13 protein-coding genes are annotated in these 18,818 nt (G+C 65.1%); 6 read left to right on the forward strand and 7 right to left on the reverse strand.

From position 1 onward, the window contains the following. Positions 1 to 25: 25 nt before the first annotated feature. Complete coding sequence (locus AC5P65_RS19115) at positions 26 to 1,195, reverse strand: class I SAM-dependent rRNA methyltransferase (protein ID WP_019658789.1); 1,170 nt, start codon at positions 1,193 to 1,195, stop codon at positions 26 to 28. A gap of 293 nt (positions 1,196 to 1,488) precedes the next feature. Between AC5P65_RS19115 and AC5P65_RS19120 the strand changes: the two genes are divergently transcribed. After that, positions 1,489 to 2,451 (forward strand): TerC family protein, encoded by a 963-nt coding sequence (locus AC5P65_RS19120; RefSeq protein WP_019658790.1) that lies wholly within the window; start codon positions 1,489 to 1,491, stop codon positions 2,449 to 2,451. A 93-nt stretch (positions 2,452 to 2,544) separates the two neighbouring features. Next, positions 2,545 to 3,315 (forward strand): rhomboid family intramembrane serine protease, encoded by a 771-nt coding sequence (locus AC5P65_RS19125; RefSeq protein ID WP_021203280.1) that lies wholly within the window; start codon positions 2,545 to 2,547, stop codon positions 3,313 to 3,315. An 87-nt stretch (positions 3,316 to 3,402) separates the two neighbouring features. Here the strand turns inward: AC5P65_RS19125 and AC5P65_RS19130 are convergent, their stop codons facing one another. From AC5P65_RS19130 to rpmH, 6 genes are all read right to left on the reverse strand, one after another. Then, on the reverse strand, positions 3,403 to 4,509 hold the full coding sequence (locus AC5P65_RS19130) for a glycerophosphodiester phosphodiesterase (RefSeq protein ID WP_111099191.1): 1,107 nt from the start codon (positions 4,507 to 4,509) through the stop codon (positions 3,403 to 3,405). Between the two features lie 137 nt (positions 4,510 to 4,646). Then, positions 4,647 to 5,996 carry a tRNA uridine-5-carboxymethylaminomethyl(34) synthesis GTPase MnmE gene (gene mnmE, locus AC5P65_RS19135; protein ID WP_180832942.1) on the reverse strand — a complete coding sequence of 450 codons (1,350 nt, stop codon included), beginning with the start codon at positions 5,994 to 5,996 and terminating at the stop codon, positions 4,647 to 4,649. A 3-nt stretch (positions 5,997 to 5,999) separates the two neighbouring features. Continuing rightward, positions 6,000 to 8,672, reverse strand: a complete 2,673-nt coding sequence (locus AC5P65_RS19140) for a polysaccharide deacetylase family protein (protein WP_180832943.1) — start codon at positions 8,670 to 8,672, stop codon at positions 6,000 to 6,002. 177 nt (positions 8,673 to 8,849) lie between these two features. Further along, positions 8,850 to 10,565, reverse strand: coding sequence for a membrane protein insertase YidC (gene yidC, locus AC5P65_RS19145; protein ID WP_021203276.1), 1,716 nt, complete (start codon positions 10,563 to 10,565; stop codon positions 8,850 to 8,852). Further along, positions 10,565 to 11,059 carry a ribonuclease P protein component gene (gene rnpA / locus AC5P65_RS19150; RefSeq protein WP_021203275.1) on the reverse strand — a complete coding sequence of 165 codons (495 nt, stop codon included), beginning with the start codon at positions 11,057 to 11,059 and terminating at the stop codon, positions 10,565 to 10,567. The genes yidC and rnpA overlap by 1 nt, the downstream gene beginning before the upstream one ends. 5 nt (positions 11,060 to 11,064) lie before the next feature. Beyond that, entirely contained in the window at positions 11,065 to 11,205 is a 141-nt protein-coding gene (rpmH, locus tag AC5P65_RS19155; protein ID WP_005411729.1) for a 50S ribosomal protein L34, read from the reverse strand. Positions 11,206 to 11,460: 255 nt separating this feature from the next. Between rpmH and dnaA the strand changes: the two genes are divergently transcribed. From dnaA to gyrB, 4 genes are all read left to right on the forward strand, one after another. Beyond that, positions 11,461 to 12,792 (forward strand): chromosomal replication initiator protein DnaA, encoded by a 1,332-nt coding sequence (gene dnaA / locus AC5P65_RS19160; protein ID WP_019658797.1) that lies wholly within the window; start codon positions 11,461 to 11,463, stop codon positions 12,790 to 12,792. Between the two features lie 275 nt (positions 12,793 to 13,067). Further along, positions 13,068 to 14,168: a DNA polymerase III subunit beta gene (gene dnaN, locus AC5P65_RS19165; RefSeq protein WP_005411731.1), complete on the forward strand. Its 1,101-nt coding sequence runs from the start codon at positions 13,068 to 13,070 to the stop codon at positions 14,166 to 14,168. A gap of 979 nt (positions 14,169 to 15,147) precedes the next feature. Then, positions 15,148 to 16,242, forward strand: coding sequence for a DNA replication/repair protein RecF (gene recF, locus AC5P65_RS19170; protein WP_180832944.1), 1,095 nt, complete (start codon positions 15,148 to 15,150; stop codon positions 16,240 to 16,242). Between the two features lie 112 nt (positions 16,243 to 16,354). Beyond that, entirely contained in the window at positions 16,355 to 18,814 is a 2,460-nt protein-coding gene (gene gyrB / locus AC5P65_RS19175) for a DNA topoisomerase (ATP-hydrolyzing) subunit B (RefSeq protein ID WP_180832945.1), read from the forward strand. Positions 18,815 to 18,818 lie beyond the last annotated feature (4 nt).

The following is an 18,818-nucleotide window of genomic DNA, read 5'->3' on the forward strand; positions in this document are numbered from 1 at the left end:
TCTACAGAGATCGGCAGTCACGCGGTCAATCCACCACGCGGCAGAACACGGCCTTGAGGTAACGCGATTCCTGCACGTGGGCCATGAACGGATGGTCCGGGCCGGCGCCGGCGACCTTCAGGATCTGGATCGTGCGGCCGGAGAAATAGGCCGCGCGGCGCAGCATGTCGAGGAACTGGTCCTCGGCCACCAGGCCGGTGCAGGAAAACGTGGCGAACAGGCCGCCCGGCTTCACCACGCCAAGCGCCAGCTTGTTCATGTCCAGGTACTTCTTCAGTGCGGTGATGACCTGGTCGCGGTCGCGGGTCATCTTCGCCGGGTCCAGGATCACCACGTCATACTGCTCACCGCGGTTGGCGGCGTCGCGCAGCCACGGGAAGATATCGGACTGGATGAACTTCGGGCGCACGTTGTTCAGGCGCGAATTGCCCTTGGCGATCTGGATGACGTCCTCATCAATGTCGATGCCGACCACTTCCGAGGCGCCACGCGCTGCTGCGTACACGGCGAAGCCACCGGTGTTGCAGCACAGGTCCAGAACGCTCTTGCCTTCCACCTGCTGGCTCAGCCACTCGCGGTTCTCGCGCTGGTCGGCGAAGAAGCCGGTCTTGTGTGCACCGGCCGGGTCGGCGCGGAACTTGATGCCGTACTCGGTGATCACCGCCGCTTCGGTGGTGGTGTTGCCGTGGAAGTCGAAGCTCTCCTGCTTCTGCACGTGTTCGTCGGCGAAGCTGTGGAAACGGCAGCCCGGGAACTGCTCGCGCAGGGCGTCGTAGATCCATTCGCGGTGGCGGAACATGCCGGCGGCGAAGAACTCGACCACCACCAGGTCGCCGTAGCGATCCACCACCAGGCCGGACAGGCCGTCGCCTTCGCTGTGCACCACGCGCCAGGCGTCGGAGACCGCGTCGAGCTTCAGCACCTCACGGCGCAGCGACACCGCCTGGGCGATCTTGCGCGAGAACCAGCCGGCATCGACCGGCACGTTCTGGTCGGTCTCAAGGATGCGCACGGCAATGCGCGAGTGCCCGTTGTAGAACCCGCGGCCAATGAACTCGCCATCGATGCCGACCACGTCGACGATGGAACCGGGCTTGGGCCGGACGGTCGGCTTCTCGACCAGTTTCTGGAAGATCCACGGGTGGCTGGAACGCCACGCATTCTTGAGGCGGACAATCGGAAGGGGGGTATTCATCCGGTCATTGTAGCCGGGGGGCACCGGGGGCCGGAAATCCAGGGCCCGGCGCGGCATTTGACGGCGGCCCGGCCAGGCCGCAGAATCGGCAGCAGAAGGGGAGTAGCTCCCAGACGTTGTCGCCGTCATTTCGAGCCCGCAGGCTCCGGTGCAACGGCAGTTCCAGCCGACTGGAACTGCGAGCGAGACCTTCGCCGTACTGGCGAAGCTCTGTCCCTGGATCCCCCTCCCGATCCTCCGTTGCAGATCCTCGCCGTCCGGCCTGGCATTCATCTTTCCAACGGACATTCCCAATGCAGACGATCGGTAACGTGTGGTTGTGGGGCGGCTTCGCAGCGGTGGTGGTCATCGCCCTGCTGGTCGACCTCGTGTTGATGCGCCATGGTGGACCGCACAAGGTCACCTTCAAGGAGGCCCTGTGGTGGTCCATCGGCTGGGTCGCGCTGGCCCTGCTGTTCAATGCCGGCCTCTGGTACTACCTGAATGAGACCGCCGGCCAGGTGGTAGCGAACAAAGTCGGCCTCGAATTCCTGACCGGCTACCTGGTCGAGAAGGCGCTGGCTGTCGACAACATCTTCGTGTTCCTGATGATCATGAGCTACTTCGCGGTGCCGGATGAGCAGCGCCAGAAGGTGCTGATCATCGGCATTCTGGGTGCGATCGTGCTGCGTACGATCATGATCTTCGCCGGCAGCGTGCTGATCAGCCAGTTCCATTGGCTGCTCTACGTATTCGGTGCTTTCCTGCTCTTCACCGGTTGGAAAATGTGGTTTGCCGCCGGCCAGGAGCCGGACCTGGAGACCAACCCGGCCCTGCGCTGGATGCGCAAGCACCTGCGCCTGCTGCCGGACTACGCCGGCAACGCGCTGAGCGTGAAGCGCGACGGCGTGCGCTGGTTCACCCCGCTGTTCGCGGTGCTGATCCTGATCGCGGTCACCGACGTGATCTTCGCGGTGGACAGCATCCCGGCGATCTTCGCGATCACCACCGACCCGTTCATCGTGCTCACCTCCAACGTGTTCGCGGTGCTGGGCCTGCGCGCGATGTTCTTCCTGCTGGCCGGCATGGCCGACCGCTTCCACCTGCTGCCGTATGGCCTGGCGCTGGTGCTGGGCTTCATCGGCATCAAGATGATGATCATCGACCTGTTCAAGATCCCGACCCCGGTGTCGCTGGGCGTGGTCGCGGTCATCATCGCCGCCACCGTGGTACTGAGCCTGAAGTACCCGCCGAAGGAAGGCTCCGGCCACGCCTGATCATGGCCGGCCGGCGGGATTGTCCCGCCGGCCGCACCCACTCTCCCGCAGCGGTGGCCTTGGTTTCGCGCCAGTCACCGCCATTGCTGAGGTATGGACAACAACGCGCCCCTGCCCGCCGGCGACGTGCCGGCCCCTCGCGATGACCGCTCGCGCATCCTGCGGGCGTTCAATCTCAGCCTTGCCGCTGTGCTGGTGCTGGTGGCCGTGTTCGCCCTGCAGGGCACCTTCGACTGGCGGCCGTGGGCGGTCGCACCGCTGGAAGCCAAGGGCCTGCTTGGCCTGATCGGTGGGCCGATGCTGCATGCCTCGGTCGAGCATATCGCCGCCAACAGCATCGCGATCCTGATCCTCGGCACGCTGGCTGGAAGTGTCTACCCGAAAGCAACCGTACGCGCCCTGCCCCTGCTGTGGCTGGGCTCGGGCATCGGCGCGTGGATGCTGGGCAATCCGGGCAGCGTGCACCTGGGCGCCAGCGGCGTGACCCACGGCCTGATGTTCCTGCTGGCCAGCCTGGGCCTGCTGCGCCGCGACCGCACGGCCATCGCCACCGGCCTGATCGGCATGCTGTTCTACGGCGGCATGCTGATGACCATCCTGCCACACGCCGATGGCGTGTCCTGGCAGTCGCACATGGGCGGCGCCTTCGCCGGCATCATCGCCGCGCTGCTGTTCCGCAACGCCGACCCGCTGCCGCCGCGCCCGCGCTACAGCTGGGAAGACGAAGAAGACGAGGCAGAACCGCTGGCCGACGACGAGCTGGAACCGCCGTCGCCACAGCGCGTACCGGTGCTGTGGCAGCCGCGCGAGGGCCAGGACTACGTGGTGATTCCGTTCCGCCGGCCGGACGAACCGCGCGGTTGAAACGGGGGGCCGCCGGGCATGGCCCGGCGCTACCGTGTGTGGGCGTCCGGGGTAGCGCCGGGCCATGCCCGGCGACGCGTTGCTGCGTCAGTTCCCGGCCGCACCCATGCCATCCACCGCCTGCCGGCCCAGCGCCGGATCATCGGTGAAGAACGCATCGATGCCGGTCGCCAGATAGGCGTGCATCTCGGCAATCGAACCTTCGGGATTGCGCGCGGTGTCGGCGCCCTTGCGCAGGTTGCTGGCCTGGAAGTGGTTCTCCGGACGGAAGGTGTACGGAATCACCATCAGCCCCACTGCATGTGCGTCCTGTACCAGCGTGGTCGGCGTGCTCAGCGCGCCCTTGGCATCCAGCGGAATGATCGAGCGCAGTTCCGGGCCGATGCCGTCGGCGTAGCTGGCGATGTCCTTCAGTCCGGCCGGGGTCATCATCTGCGCGTAGGTCAGCGTGCCACCGGCCTTGGCGATGTCGGCCGGCTGGGTGCCGCCCTTCCACAGCAGTTGCAGCAGGCGGATGTTGCTGCCGCGCGGGATCTTGCCGCGCAGGTAGCGCAGGTTGGCGGTCTCGAACGACTGGATGGTGACCGGGCCGACGTTGGTATAGGCATTGCCACGCAGCGCGGTCAGGAGCTTGTCTTCCATCGGCAGGCCGATCGACTGGAAGTAGGTCGGGTGCTTGATCTCCGGCACCAGGCCGATGCCACGGTTGGCACGCCCGGCCTGCTGCACCAGGAAGGCCAGGATCTCGTCCAGGCTGGCGATGCGGAACTGACCGTCGTAGGCGGTGCTGCGCAGCTCCGGCAGGCGCTCGCGCGCATACAGGGTCTTCAGCTCGGCCAGGGTGAAGTCTTCGGTGAACCAGCCATCGACCTTCTGGCCGTCGATGACCTTGCTGGTGCGGCGGCTGGCGAACTCCGGATGCGAGGCCACATCAGTGGTGCCGCTGATCTCGTTCTCGTGGCGGGCCACCATCATTCCGTCCCTGGTCATCACCAGGTCCGGCTCGATGTAGTCGGCGCCATCGGCGATTGCCTGCGCATAGGCGGCCAGGGTGTGCTCGGGCAGCAACGCGCTCGCCCCGCGATGGCCATAGACCGACACCTTGTGCGCGGCCGGGGTGGAGGATTCAGCACTCATGGCCACCGATGGTGCCACGGCCAGCGACAACAGCAACGCACAACCCCACGACTTCACTGCGACTTCCCCAAGCGGTATGTGATGGGCGCCAGTATGCGGCGGCAATGTGACAGGTGGGGGAAGCCCGCACCTGTAGAGCCGAGCCCATGCTCGGCTGATTGGAAGAACAGCCGAGCATGGGCTCGGCTCTACAGTTACTTCCCGATGCAGAAGCTGGAGAAGATCCGTCCCAACAGGTCATCGGCGCTCATCTGCCCGGTGATCTCGCCCAGCGCGTCATGTGCCAGCCGTAGTTCCTCGGCGGCCAGTTCCAGGTGTTCGTGGGCCAGCTCGCCATCGGCGCGCTGCGCGTGTTCCTGCGCACGCTCGATTGCATCCACATGCCGCGTGCGCGCGGAGAACTCACCGTCCACCTGCTCGCCTGCCCCGGCCGAAGCGATCAAACGCAGGCGCGCGTGCAGATCCTCCAGGCCGGCACCGGTCGCAGCCGAGACGAACACACGGTCCGGGTCGTCCAGCATCGGCAGCGCATCCAGCAGGTCCGACTTGTTGTGGATGTAGACCTTGTGTGGCACCGCTGCCACGGCCTCGCCCAGCGCCGCTTCACCCGCCGCCGGATCGCGCGCGTCCAAGACGATCAGGGCCAGGTCGGTTCGCTCGATCTCCACATGGGCGCGGCGCATGCCTTCGCGTTCGATGGCGTCGCCGCCGTCGCGCAGGCCAGCGGTATCGACCAGGGTCAGTTCCAGCCCGTCCAGGCGGATGGTCTCGCGAAGCGTGTCGCGGGTGGTGCCGGCGATGTCGGTGACGATGGCGCGTTCACTGCCGGCCAGCGCATTGAGCAATGAGCTCTTTCCGGCATTGGGCGGACCGATCAGCACCGCGTGCAGGCCATCGCGCAGGCGGCGACCGCGTTCGGCATCGCGGCGCAGCAGGGCCAAGTCGCTGCGCGCCTGTTCCAGCCCGCGCCGCACCTGTGCGCCACCGAGCGTATCCAGCGGTTCGTCGGCGAAGTCGATGGCCGCTTCCACGTGGATGCGCAGCATGACCAGCTGCTCGACCACGGCCTCGATGCGGCGCGAGAACACGCCATCCAGCGAGCGTCGTGCAGCGCGTGCGGCACGGTTGTCGCCGGCGGCGATCAGGTCAGCGATGGCCTCAGCCTGGGCCAGGTCGAGCTTGCCGTTGAGGAACGCGCGTTCGCTGAACTCACCCGGCCGCGCCTGGCGCGCACCGACCGCGATGCAGCGCGCGACCAGCTGCTGCAGCAGCACCGGGCTGCCATGGCCCTGCAGTTCCACCACCTCTTCGCCGGTGAAGCTGTTCGGTGCCGGGAACCACAGCACGATGCCATCGTCGATGACCTCGCCGTCGGCATCACGCAGGCGCGCGTAGTGCGCGTGGCGCGGCCGCAGCGCGGGCGCCCCCAGCGCATTGGCAATCGCCGCTGCGCGCGGACCGGACAGGCGCACCAGGCCGACACCGCCCGCGCCGGGGGCACTGGCGATGGCCACAATGGTGTCGGTGCGGATCGCGTCGTTCATGGCTCAGAGCTTCTCCAGCTGCGTGCGTGCCTGCGCGGCACCGCTGCCCTGCGGCTGCAGCGCCAGGTAGGTGGTGTAGGCCTGCTTCGCCTTGGCCTTGTCGCCGGCGTTGAAGTAGGCATCACCCAGGTTGAGATAGGCCACGGCGCGCGATGGGTCGATCTTCAGCGTGTTCTCCAGCCAGCGCGCCGCTTCGGCATAGCGCTGCTGGCGGTAGTAGACGAAACCGAGGTTGTTGGCGGCCTGGGCAAAGTCCGGACGCAGCTTCAGTGCTTCGGTGAACTGCGCGACTGCCTCGTCGTACTGCTTCTCGCGGTACAGCTGCAGGCCACGGTCGTTGGCCTGCTGCGCGCGCTGGCGGTCGGACGCCGGGCCGGCGGAGGGCACTACCAGCTTGGCCTTGCCGCCCTGCAGGTCAGCCACCGTCACCGGCGCCTGGCTGCCCTTGGCCTCGCTGGCGGCATCCACCTTGTTGTTCAGTGCGATTGCATCGGCGGTCAGCTGGCGCGTATCGGCATTGAGGAATTCCTGGCTGTCCGGCACCTGGAACACGAACTCGCCGCCCTGCGAACCGGGCAGGCTGCCGAAGGCCGGGGTCTGGTGCGAGACCGCCGATACGGCCGGCGCCACGTAGGCGGCCAGCTCGGTACCGGTGATCAGGCCGTCGCCGTTGAGGTCACCCTTGCCGGCCAGCGCCTGCAGCAGCACCCAGGTGAACACCGAGTGGCCGTTGGGGCCGGCATCGGCCACCTGCTGGTCGGCGCCACCGGCGGTCAGCATCTGCCGCGCGCTGCGACGCGCGTTCTCGCGCAGGAACGACGACGACGACGGGCCGCCACGGGTCAGGCCCAGGCCGCTGTAGCAGGCATCCATCACGAACATCACGTGCTTGGCCTGCATGCTCTCGGCGATGTTCTGGATATCGGTCATCGCGATGGCATCGGTAGCGAATTCCTTCGGGTCCGAATCAACCGGGATGATGTAGCCGAGGTCGCGCCCTGAGGCGAGCTGGCGGGTCGCGCCGTGGCCGGCGAAGAACACGAACACGCGGTCGTTCCTGCCAGTGCGGTCATCGGCCAGGCGGTCGTGGAAGGCGGCCAGGATGTTGTTTCGGGTGGCCTGCTCGTTCCTCAGCACGATCACCTGCGAGGACGGGAAGCCGAACTGCCCGGTCAGGGTATCGGCCACCGCCTGCGCGTCGTGGCTGGCGTATTCCAGCTTCGGCCACTTGGCGTAGTTGTCGATGCCGACCACGATCGCCCACGACTTCTCGTAGCCGGTGGTGACGGTGGCGGCGCTGGCGTCACCCTTGCGCGCACGGGCGACCGTGAAGTCCCGGCCATTCCAGCCGGCGAACTGGTAGCCATCGGCGATCAGCCGGTCGAGGATCTGCGGCAGCGCCTTTACCGCACGATCGTGGATGTCATGGAACAGGATGATGCCGCGCTGTTCCTTGTTCACCTGGTCGAGCACGCGCTGCACGATCGATTCCGGCACCGGGTCGGCCCAGTCCATCGAATCGATGTTCCACATGATCGACTTCAGTCCGGCCTCGTTGAGCAGCTGCAGGCCTTCGGCGTTGCGCGCGCCATAGGGGAAGCGGAACAGCGGCGCGCGCTTGCTGTCGACATCCTTCAGCAGCGTGTCGGTGTCGAGCACCTGCTGGCGCAGCGCGTCACCGGTGGTGCGCGACAGTTGGGCGTGGGTCAGGCTGTGGTTGCCGACCGCATAGCCTTCTTCCATCAGGTTGCGGCTGATCTTCGCCATCGGGCCGAGGCTGACCTTGCCGTCGGCCTCGACCTTGCCCAGGTTGCGGCCCACTTCGAAGAAGACACCCGGCACGTCATAGCGCTTGAGGATGGCCACCACTTCATCGGTATAGGCCTTGTGCGGACCGTCGTCGAAAGTCAGCACCACGGTCTTGGCCGGCAGGTCGCGGCCGAAGATCTCGCGGTCGCTGTCCTTCATCGACATCGGGTATGGCTCGATCACGCCGTAGTCGCGCAGGATCGCTTCGCGGCTGTAGTCCTTGTGCAGGTGGGCGATGTAGTCCTCCCACTTCTCGCGCTTCAGCGCAATGGCGCGGGTGCGCTCGAAGCGGCTGAAGATGCGGGTCAGTTCCTGGTTGTAGTTGCGCTCGATCTCATCGAGCGCCTCCAGGTCCTCGCCGATGCGCTGGTGCAGCTTCACCGCCGGCAGCGAGGAATCGGTGCTGACCCGCTCATGCAGATCACGCAGTACTTCGCGGAAGGCCAGGCGGTCGGCGTCGAACAGTTCCGGCGCCGACTCGATGTAGTCCAGCACGGTGCCGAGGGTGGCGAAGCGCTGCGGGCTGGAGCCGCGCAGCAGGGTGTCGAACTGCGCGGCGATCGCCGTGCGCTGTTCCAGGCCATCGTGGAACAGCTGCTGGCCCACACGCGTGGAGGTGCCGCGGTCGGCGGCCGACTGCTGTTCCTCGTCTGCCAGCAGCACGATGATCCGGCGGTAACCGTCGAGCTGTTTCTGCAGGGCCACCAGCATCGGTGCGGCCGCGGGATCGGCGGCGGCCGCGGCCTGCGCGCTCGCCTGGGTGACGGTGGTCGCCGGCGCCTTCGCATCCTTGTCGCCACAACCGGCAACGACCAGGGTCAACAACAGCGAGGGCAGGAACAGGCGGAACGACGACGCACGCGGCATGGCGGACTCGAGGGCGGGAGGGACGATGTGCCGGCGATTCTAACGCCGCATGCGAAAAGCCCGCCTTGCGGCGGGCTTTTCGCGTCGATCGGGGCGGTAGAGTCGACTGTGGGTCGACTGCTCATCCGCCAGTCGACTAACAGTCGACTCTACAGAGCAGGTGACCTGCGGTCGGGATTACTTCTTCTTGACCGGGGCCGGAGCGGTGGTGGCCGGGACCGGCTCGCCGCCATGGCGCTTGGTCATCCACCACTGCTGCAGCAGGCCCAGGCCGCCGTTGACCACCCAGTACAGGACCAGGCCGGACGGCATGAAGGCCATCATGACGCCGAACACCAGCGGCATGAACTGCATCATCTTCTGCTGCATCGGGTCCATGCCCGGTGCCGGGGTCAGCTTCTGGGTGAACCACATCACTGCCACGTTGATGACCGGCAGGATGAAGTACGGGTCGCGTGCGGTCAGGTCCTGGATCCAGCCGAACCAGGGCGCCTGGCGCAGTTCGACCGATTCCACCAGCACCCAGTACAGGGCGAAGAAGATCGGCATCTGGATGAGGATCGGCAGGCAGCCGCCCATCGGATTGATCTTTTCCTTCTTGTACAGCTCCATCATCGCGGTCTGGAACTTCTGGCGGTCATCGCCATAGCGTTCCTTCAGCTGCGCGATGCGCGGCTGGAAACGACGCATCTTGGCGCCGCTCTTGTACTGGGTTGCCGACAGCGGGTACAGCACCAGCTTCAGCAGCACCACCAGCCCGACGATCGCCCAGCCCCAGTTGCCGACCAGCTTGTGCACCTGGTTGAGCACCCAGAACAGGCCCTGGCCGATCACCGCCATCATCGAGAAGCGGCTGTAGTCGACCACGCGGTCCAGGCCCGGCACATCTTCCTTGGCGATCAGGTTGACCAGCTTCGGGCCGACCCACAGGCGGGCTTCGGTGCTGGTCGACTGGCCCGGCGCCACGGTGAAGGCCGGGCCACGCGCTTCGATCAGGTCACGACCGGCCACCTGCGAGAGCACGTAGTGTGCGGTCTGGTCCTTCTGCGGGATCCAGGCGGTGAAGAAGTGGTGCTGCAGCATCGCCAGCCAGCCGCCGGTGATGTTCTGGTTCAGCGTGCCGTCTTCCAGGTAGTCCTTGAACGCACGACGCTGGTACTTCTTGTCATTGTCGTACCAGGTGGCACCGTTGAAGCTGAAGGAATCCGGGTTGGTCATGCTCCGCGACAGGATGGTCGGGGTGCGGTCCAGGGTGCGGTAGACGTAGCCGTTCCACGGCGCGGTGCCGGCGTTGCTGACTTCGTCCTTGAAGCGCACGGCGTACTCGTTGCGCGAGACGGTCAGGGTGCGCTTGATGGTCACGCCGTTGTCGGCGGTCCACACGAACGGGATCTGCAGTTCGTTCTGGCCCTTGGCCAGCACGAAGTCGGTGGTGTCACCCACCAGCTTGAAGCCGTCGGCGCCGGGAACCGGGGTGTTCTTGTCTTCGCTGGCCCAGCCACTGATCGCGCTGTACGGGTGGGCGGGGTCTTCGGTCAGCAGGCGGACCGGCGGACTGCCTTCGTCCTTGGTCTGCGGGAACTGCAGCAGCTCGGCGTCGAGCACGCGGCCGCCGTCGAGCACCAGGCGCAGCACGTCGGTGGTGACCGTCACGCGCTGGCTGGCCGGGGTAGCGCTGGCCTGGGCCTGTGCGGCGGCCTGGCCGGGGGCGCCCGGCACCTGGGCGCTGGGGATGGCGCCGGGGTTCGCGCCCGGAACACTCTGTGCGGCGGCCGGGGCCGACGTGGTGGTTGGTGCCGGGGTCGGAGCAGCCTTTTCACGGCTCCACTCCATCCACAGCAGCACGGCCACCATCAGCCAGGCAAAAATGAGGAATACGCGGGTCTGGTTCATCAGCGGACAGGCTCGGCGGGGCCGGGACGCGATGCCGGCTCGGTCAAAGAAGGAGTTGCGATGCCATCAGGCGGCGGCATTGTGCCGTCCACGCCCGGCGTGGGCAATGCACGCAGGCGACGCAGCAGGCGCAGGAAGGCCTGGCGGATCTCGTCGTTGCTGGCGGAACGCGCAGCACTACGAGCCACGACGACAAAGTCGCCTGGCTGGATGTCGGTACGTGTCTGACGCAGGATGTCGCGCAGGACGCGCTTGATCCGGTTACGCCCGACGGCGTTCGGATCGACCTTGCGGGAAACCGCCAGACCCAGCCTGGCCGGCCGGTCAGCCGGCAGCCAGTGCAGGGTCATCAGCGGATCGGACACACGGCGGGCGCCGTTGAAGACCGTTGAGTATTCGGCACGCGTGCGAACCCGCGCAGAGCGAGGGAATCGCTTGCGCGGGTCTGCAGTATTCACTGTCGAAGGGATTGCGTCTGCCGCGATGTGCGGCATGGCAATCAGGCGCTCAGGACTTTGCGGCCCTTGGCGCGGCGACGCGACAGGATCTTGCGGCCGTCAGCGGTCTTCATACGGGCACGGAAGCCGTGGTCGCGCTTACGCTTGAGGTTGCTGGGCTGGTAGGTGCGCTTCGTGGCCATTGGGGGCCTCTCGTATGAATGGGACGGAAAGAACCGGAAATTCTAGAGAGGTCTCCCCCCTCACGTCAACCCCTGGGGACTACGCGAATTCACCGGGCTGTGCAATAGCTGTGGATGTTTTTGTGAATAAGTAGGGGACAAGCATTCCGAAGGCGGGCGCTCGGTGGTAGTCTGAGCCATCCATTTCCCCCCTTTCCGGCCTGTGTCTGGGCGCCTTGTCGCGTCCATGCACCGGCCACCGGACGATTATTGCTGATGGATGCCTGGTCCCGTAGTCTCGAGCGCCTCGAAGCGGAGTTCCCGCCGGAAGACGTTCATACCTGGTTGAAGCCGCTGCAGGCCGATCTGCGCGTGGACAGCCTGGTGCTGTATGCACCCAATGCCTTCATCGTCGACCAGGTCCGCGAGCTGTACCTGGCCCGGATCCGCGAACTGCTGGCTCACTTCGCCGGTTTCAGCGACGTTTTTCTTGAAATCGGCTCGCGCCCGCGCCCTGTAGAGACGCAGAACGCGCCGGTTTCCACGTCGTCGGCGCCTGTGTCCAGCGAACCGCAGGTGCCGTTTGCCGGCAATCTGGACAATCACTACACCTTCGCCAACTTCGTCGAAGGCCGCAGCAACCAGCTGGGCCTGGCCGCCGCCTTCCAGGCAGCGCAGAAGCCGGGCGACCGCGCGCACAACCCGCTGCTGCTGTACGGAGGCACCGGCCTGGGCAAGACCCACCTGATGTTCGCCGCCGGCAACGCCATGCGCCAGGCCAATCCGGGCGCGAAGGTGCTGTACCTGCGTTCGGAACAGTTCTTCAGCGCGATGATCCGGGCCCTGCAGGAAAAGACCATGGATCAGTTCAAGCGCCAGTTCCAGCAGGTCGACGCGCTGCTGATCGATGACATCCAGTTCTTCGCCGGCAAGGACCGCACCCAGGAAGAGTTCTTCCACACCTTCAACGCGTTGTTCGATGGCAAGCAGCAGATCATCCTGACCTGCGACCGCTATCCGCGCGAGGTCGAAGGCCTGGAAGCGCGCCTGAAGTCGCGGCTTGCCTGGGGCCTGTCGGTCGCGATCGAACCGCCGGACTTCGAGACCCGCGCCGCGATCGTGCTGGCCAAGGCGCGCGAACGTGGCGCCGAGATTCCCGATGATGTTGCGTTCCTGATCGCCAAGAAGATGCGCTCCAACGTGCGCGACCTCGAAGGTGCGCTCAATACCCTGACCGCCCGCGCCAACTTCACCGGCCGCGCGATCACCACCGAATTCGCCCAGGAAACCCTGCGCGACCTGCTGCGCGCCCAGCAGCAGGCGATCAGCATTCCCAACATCCAGAAAACCGTTGCCGACTACTACGGCCTGCAGATCAAGGATCTGCTGTCGAAGCGTCGGACCCGCTCGCTGGCCCGCCCGCGCCAGGTCGCCATGGCCCTGACCAAGGAACTGACCGAGCACAGCCTGCCCGAGATCGGCGACGCCTTTGCCGGTCGCGATCACACCACGGTGCTGCATGCCTGCCGCCAGATCCGGACCCTGATGGAAACCGACGGCAAGCTTCGCGAGGACTGGGACAAGCTGATCCGGAAGCTGAGCGAATGATGCACGGATGCCGATGAGGCGTCATCGCACAAAACGGTGCAGAATCCGGTAGCAAGCGCGGGACACGTTGTGGATAAAAATGGCGTTTGAAATCGCGCTGGAGTTATCCACAGCTTTCCCCACCCTCTGGGGGTCGGTAATACAGAGGGTTTCGAGGCCAGAAACTCTTTTATTTACAAAGACTTAGCGTTGTTTTCCAGCGATTCTGTCTCTACCAGCACCACCAAGCTTTTGATTTATTCCACATTTTTTAAAGCATAGGGGCACGGAACCACATGCGTTTCACACTGCAGCGCGAAGCCTTTCTCAAGCCGTTGGCACAGGTCGTCAACGTGGTCGAACGCCGCCAGACCCTTCCGGTTCTGGCCAATTTCCTGGTCCAGGTGCAGAACGGCCAGCTGTCGCTGACCGGTACCGACCTGGAAGTGGAGATGGTGTCGCGGATCGCGGTTGAAGATGCCCAGGACGGCGAAACCACCATTCCCGCCCGCAAACTGTTCGAGATCATCCGCGCCCTGCCCGACGGCAGCCGGATCACCGTCTCGCAGACCGGTGACAAGATCACCGTGCAGGCCGGTCGCAGCCGCTTCACCCTGGCCACCCTGCCGTCCAATGACTTCCCGTCGGTGGACGAGGTGGAAGCCACCGAGCGCGTGGCCATCGGCGAAGCAACCCTGAAGGAGCTGATCGAGCGCACCGCGTTCGCGATGGCCCAGCAGGACGTGCGCTACTACCTCAACGGCCTGCTGTTCGACCTGCGCGGCGATGCGCTGCGCACCGTCGCCACCGACGGTCATCGCCTGGCCCTTTGCGAAACCGACCTGGCCAAGCCCAGCGGTTCCAAGCGCCAGATCATCGTGCCGCGCAAGGGCGTGACCGAGCTGCAGCGCCTGCTGGAAAGCGGCGATCGCGAGATCGAGCTGGAAGTTGGCCGTAGCCACGTCCGCGTCAAGCGCGACGATGTCACCTTCACTTCGAAGCTGATCGATGGCCGTTTCCCGGACTACGAAGCGGTGATCCCGATCGGCGCCGACCGCGAAGTGAAGGTGGACCGCGAAGCCCTGCGTGCCTCGCTGCAGCGCGCTGCGATCCTGTCCAACGAGAAGTACCGCGGCATTCGCGTGGAAGTCTCGCCGGGCAACCTGAAGATCAGCGCGCACAATCCGGAACAGGAAGAAGCCCAGGAAGAGATCGAGGCCGACACCACGGTCAGCGATCTGGCCATCGGCTTCAACGTGAACTACCTGTTGGATGCCCTCTCCGCCCTGCGCGACGAGGAAGTGATCATCCAGCTGCGCGACTCCAACTCCTCGGCGCTGGTGCGTGAGTCCAGCAGCGAGAAGTCGCGCCACGTGGTGATGCCGCTGCGTCTCTGACGGAAACGCTGTTTCACGTGGAACCCAGAAGCGCCCGGGACCTCCCGGGCGTTTTTTTATGTTCCACGTGGAGCATTGTCGAAACAGATCGGAGAAAGTCCGGACGCGCCCTGCTTGGCTCCAGACCAACTCGATCTCGCTTGCTCGAAGCAACTCAGGATCCAGGACCCTGGGGGGGCGCCTTGCAGTGCTCGTCGGGCTCCATGTTTTTGGGGTTCTGGCAGCGAGTTCTTCGCATATCCCACTTCGCTGTCCTGATCTTCACTGCTGGAAGCAGCAGATCCTCTTCCTGGAGGAGGTCCTGCGCTTCTGCAAACGGCACTGTCCACAGACCGGCTCGGGGGCAATTTGGGGAAATCCTAGCTTCTAAATCTGGGTATAAATCTAAAGCGTGGTGGTGATGGTAGAGCCAGATTTCGTGGAAAAATGTATTATCTAGTTGTTTTTTAAGGAGTTTATGAGTCTGAAACCCCCTGTATAGAGGGTCCTCGGGCTGGGGGGGAACCTGTGGATAGTTTTGAGCGCTTAACAAAAGGGCTTTTTTATCCACAGATTGCCCATACCTTGTGTATAAGTCATACATTCCTGCTGTGGACAGCGTGGAACGAGCGTCCTGAATTTCTTGAAATCTGTGGAACCCTCCAAGGCATCGGATCGCAGATTTGAAGGAATCGGCGGGGTCATCCGTCGGAGCCACCCGCGAGGTGTCCAGCGGGCGGCCCTGCAGTGCTCGCGAAATCGGCGAAATCCGAGGGCCTGGACGCTGGAACCTCGCGCAGATTTGAAGAAATTTCGGGCCTTTGCAGCCCGGAACGTGCGAGCGCGTCATCCGCATTCCACGTGGAACGCGTCCATCGATGGGTGCAGAAGCTGCACCTTCGGCTCGACCGGCCTGCCACCGCGCCCGGCTTGACCGATGCAGTAAGCTGATGGATTCCCTGCCCCTCTACCGCCTCGTGCGGATGGTCTTTCGCGCCCCATGCAGATCCGCCGCCTCGCCTTGCATCAACTGCGTCGCTTCAGTGCAGTGGACCTGTCGCCCCAGCCGGGATTGAACCTGCTGACCGGTGACAACGGTGCCGGCAAGACCAGCGTGCTCGAAGCCCTGCATCTGATGGCGTATGGGCGGAGCTTCCGAGGCCGGGTACGCGATGGTCTGGTGCGCCAGGGCCAGGAAGCCCTGGAAATCTTCGTCGAATGGGACGAACAACGCGCGAACCACCCGCCGCACCGCCGGAAGGCCGGGTTGCGCCACAGTGGCCAGGACTGGAAGGGGCGATTGGACGGGGAAGATGTCGCGCAGCTGGGCAATCTCTGCGCAGCACTGGCCGTGGTGACGTTCGAGCCCGGAAGCCACGCACTGGTCAGTGGTGGTGGCGAACCCCGCCGCCGCTTCCTCGATTGGGGCTTGTTCCACGTGGAACCGGATTTTCTGTCCTTGTGGCGCCGCTACTCCCGGGCGCTGAAGCAGCGCAACGCCCTGCTCAAGCAAGGCGGGCCGCCACGGATGCTCGATACCTGGGATCATGAGCTCGCCGAGGCCGGAGAACCGCTGACCAGTCGTCGCCAGCACTACCTGGAGCGCTTGCAGCAGCGCACCGTGGCGCTGGCTGCCAGCCTGGCGCCGCAGCTCGGCATCCAGGGCCTGGAACTCAGTGCGGGGTGGCGTCGGCATGAGCTTCCTCTGGCCGATGCCCTGCTTCTGGCACGGGAACGTGACCGCCAGGCCGGTTACACCTCGGTCGGGCCGCACCGGGCCGATTGGAGCGTGGATTTCCACAGCATTCCCGGTCGTGACGCGCTCTCTCGCGGCCAAGCCAAGCTGACGGCATTGGCGTGCCTGCTGGCACAGGCCGAGGACTACGCAGAGCAGCGCGGCGAGTGGCCGGTGATTGCCCTCGACGATCTGGCTTCGGAGCTGGATCGCACCCACCAGGCGCGGGTACTGGAGCGCCTGCTCAGCGGACCGGCACAGATCTTTGTCACTGCCACCGAAACCCCGGCAGCGCTGCAGGCGCTGACCCATATTGCCCGGTTCCACGTGGAACATGCACAGATCGTGGCTGTGCCATAGTGGGCACACCAGGGCCGCTCGACCCCGGCTGGTATAATTCGGGTTGGAATCCTTTCATTCTCGGCACACCGCTCCACGCGGTGGCCGACCTGCGGAGCCTACGGCAAGCGCAATGAGCGACGAACAGAACACCCCGGCAAACAACGGCAACTACGACGCCAACAGCATTACGGCCCTGGAAGGCCTGGAGGCTGTCCGCAAGCGTCCCGGCATGTACATCGGTGACGTGCATGACGGTACCGGTCTGCACCACATGGTGTTCGAGGTGGTCGACAACTCGATCGACGAGGCGCTGGCCGGCCACGCCGACCACGTTGCAGTGACCATCCACGCCGATGGCTCGGTCTCCGTGTCCGACAACGGCCGTGGCATTCCGACCGGCAAGCACGAGCAGATGAGCGCCAAGCTTGGTCGCGAAGTGTCCGCTGCCGAAGTGGTGATGACGGTCCTGCACGCAGGCGGCAAGTTCGACGACAACAGCTACAAGGTTTCCGGCGGCCTGCACGGCGTCGGCGTCAGCGTGGTCAACGCGCTGTCGCAGAAGCTGGTGGTGGATGTGTTCCAGAACGGCTTCCACTACCAGCAGGAGTTCAGCAACGGCGCCGCCGTGACCTCGCTGGCCAAGCTGGAAACCACCACCAAGCGCGGTACCACGGTGCGCTTCTGGCCGTCGACCGTCGCCTTCCACGACAACGTGGAATTCCACTACGACATCCTGGCCCGTCGCCTGCGCGAGCTGTCGTTCCTGAACTCCGGCGTCAAGATCGTCCTTGCCGACGAGCGTGGTGATGGCCGTCGCGATGATTTCCACTACGAAGGCGGCATCCGCAGCTTCGTGGAGCATCTGGCCCAGCTGAAGACCCCGCTGCATCCGAACGTCATCTCGGTCACTGGCGAGCACAACGGCATCGTCGTGGAGGTGGCGCTGCAGTGGACCGACTCCTACCAGGAGACGATGTACTGCTTCACCAACAACATTCCGCAGAAGGACGGCGGTACCCACCTGGCCGGTTTCCGCGGTGCGTTGACCCGCGTGCTCAACAACTACATCGAGCAGAACGGCATCGCCAAGCAGGCCAAGATCAACCTGACCGGCGACGACATGCGCGAAGGCATGATCGCGGTGCTGTCGGTGAAGGTGCCGGACCCGAGCTTCTCCAGCCAGACCAAGGAAAAACTGGTCAGTTCCGATGTGCGTCCGGCGGTGGAAAACGCCTTTGGTGCGCGCCTGGAAGAGTTCCTGCAGGAAAACCCCAACGAAGCCAAGGCGATCGCCGGCAAGATCGTCGACGCCGCGCGCGCGCGTGAAGCCGCGCGCAAGGCCCGCGACCTGACCCGCCGCAAGGGCGCGCTGGATATCGCCGGCCTGCCGGGCAAGCTGGCCGACTGCCAGGAAAAGGATCCGGCGCTGTCCGAACTGTTCATCGTCGAGGGTGACTCGGCAGGTGGTTCGGCCAAGCAGGGCCGCAACCGCAAGAACCAGGCAGTGCTGCCGCTGCGCGGCAAGATCCTCAACGTGGAACGCGCGCGTTTCGACCGCATGCTGTCCTCCGACCAGGTCGGTACGCTGATCACCGCGCTGGGCACCGGCATCGGCCGCGACGAGTACAACCCGGACAAGCTGCGTTACCACAAGATCATCATCATGACCGACGCCGACGTCGACGGCGCTCACATCCGCACCCTGCTGCTGACGTTCTTCTACCGTCAGATGCCGGAACTGATCGAGCGCGGTTACGTCTACATCGGCCTGCCGCCGCTGTACAAGATCAAGCAGGGCAAGCAGGAGCTGTACCTGAAGGACGACCCGGCGCTGGACAGCTACCTGGCCAGCAGCGCGGTGGAAAACGCCACGCTGGTGCCGGCCACCGGCGAACCGGGCATCGAAGGCCTTGCGCTGGAGAAGCTGCTTCTGGCCTACGCGGCCGCGCTGGATTCGATCGAGCGCAACGCACATCGTTACGACCGCAACCTGCTTGAAGCGCTGGTCGATTTCGTGCCGATGGACCTGGAGAGCCTGCGCAGTGCGGGTGAAGGCGAAGGGCTGGATGGACTTGCCAAGCGGCTCAACCAGGGCAGCCTGGGCAGCCCGCGTTTTACGCTGGAACTGCAGGAAGCCAACGACGAGCGCCCGGCCGCTGTGCTGGTGACCCGTCGCCACATGGGCGAACAGCACGTCCAGGTGCTGCCGATGTCGGCGTTTGAAAGCGGCGAACTGCGCGCGATCCATCAAGCCTCGAAGCTGCTGCACGGCCTGATCCGCGAAGGCGCCACCATTTCCCGCGGCGCCAAGTCGATCGAAGTGGACAGCTTTGCCAAGGCACAGAACTGGCTGCTCGAGGAGGCCAAGCGCGGCCGCCAGATCCAGCGATTCAAGGGCCTGGGTGAAATGAATCCGGAGCAGCTGTGGGACACCACGGTGAATCCGGAGACCCGCCGACTGCTGCAGGTGCGCATCGAAGACGCTGTCGCTGCCGACCAGATCTTCAGCACGCTGATGGGCGATGTCGTCGAACCGCGTCGCGACTTCATCGAAGACAATGCGCTGAAGGTCGCAAACCTGGATATCTGACACA

The sequence above is a fragment of the Stenotrophomonas sp. YJH_SMC_48-3 genome, assembly GCF_059369375.1.

Excerpts from the sequence above, each read along its gene's own strand:
- AC5P65_RS19115 (WP_019658789.1), bottom strand. The coding sequence starts at position 1,195 with ATGAATACCCCCCTTCCGATTGTCCGCCTCAAGAATGCGTGGCGTTCC.
- AC5P65_RS19120 (WP_019658790.1), top strand. The coding sequence starts at position 1,489 with ATGCAGACGATCGGTAACGTGTGGTTGTGGGGCGGCTTCGCAGCGGTG.
- AC5P65_RS19125 (WP_021203280.1), top strand. The coding sequence starts at position 2,545 with ATGGACAACAACGCGCCCCTGCCCGCCGGCGACGTGCCGGCCCCTCGC.
- mnmE (WP_180832942.1), bottom strand. The coding sequence starts at position 5,996 with ATGAACGACGCGATCCGCACCGACACCATTGTGGCCATCGCCAGTGCC.
- AC5P65_RS19140 (WP_180832943.1), bottom strand. The coding sequence starts at position 8,672 with ATGCCGCGTGCGTCGTCGTTCCGCCTGTTCCTGCCCTCGCTGTTGTTG.
- yidC (WP_021203276.1), bottom strand. The coding sequence starts at position 10,565 with ATGAACCAGACCCGCGTATTCCTCATTTTTGCCTGGCTGATGGTGGCC.
- rnpA (WP_021203275.1), bottom strand. The coding sequence starts at position 11,059 with ATGCCGCACATCGCGGCAGACGCAATCCCTTCGACAGTGAATACTGCA.
- rpmH (WP_005411729.1), bottom strand. The coding sequence starts at position 11,205 with ATGGCCACGAAGCGCACCTACCAGCCCAGCAACCTCAAGCGTAAGCGC.
- dnaA (WP_019658797.1), top strand. The coding sequence starts at position 11,461 with ATGGATGCCTGGTCCCGTAGTCTCGAGCGCCTCGAAGCGGAGTTCCCG.
- dnaN (WP_005411731.1), top strand. The coding sequence starts at position 13,068 with ATGCGTTTCACACTGCAGCGCGAAGCCTTTCTCAAGCCGTTGGCACAG.
- recF (WP_180832944.1), top strand. The coding sequence starts at position 15,148 with ATGCAGATCCGCCGCCTCGCCTTGCATCAACTGCGTCGCTTCAGTGCA.
- gyrB (WP_180832945.1), top strand. The coding sequence starts at position 16,355 with ATGAGCGACGAACAGAACACCCCGGCAAACAACGGCAACTACGACGCC.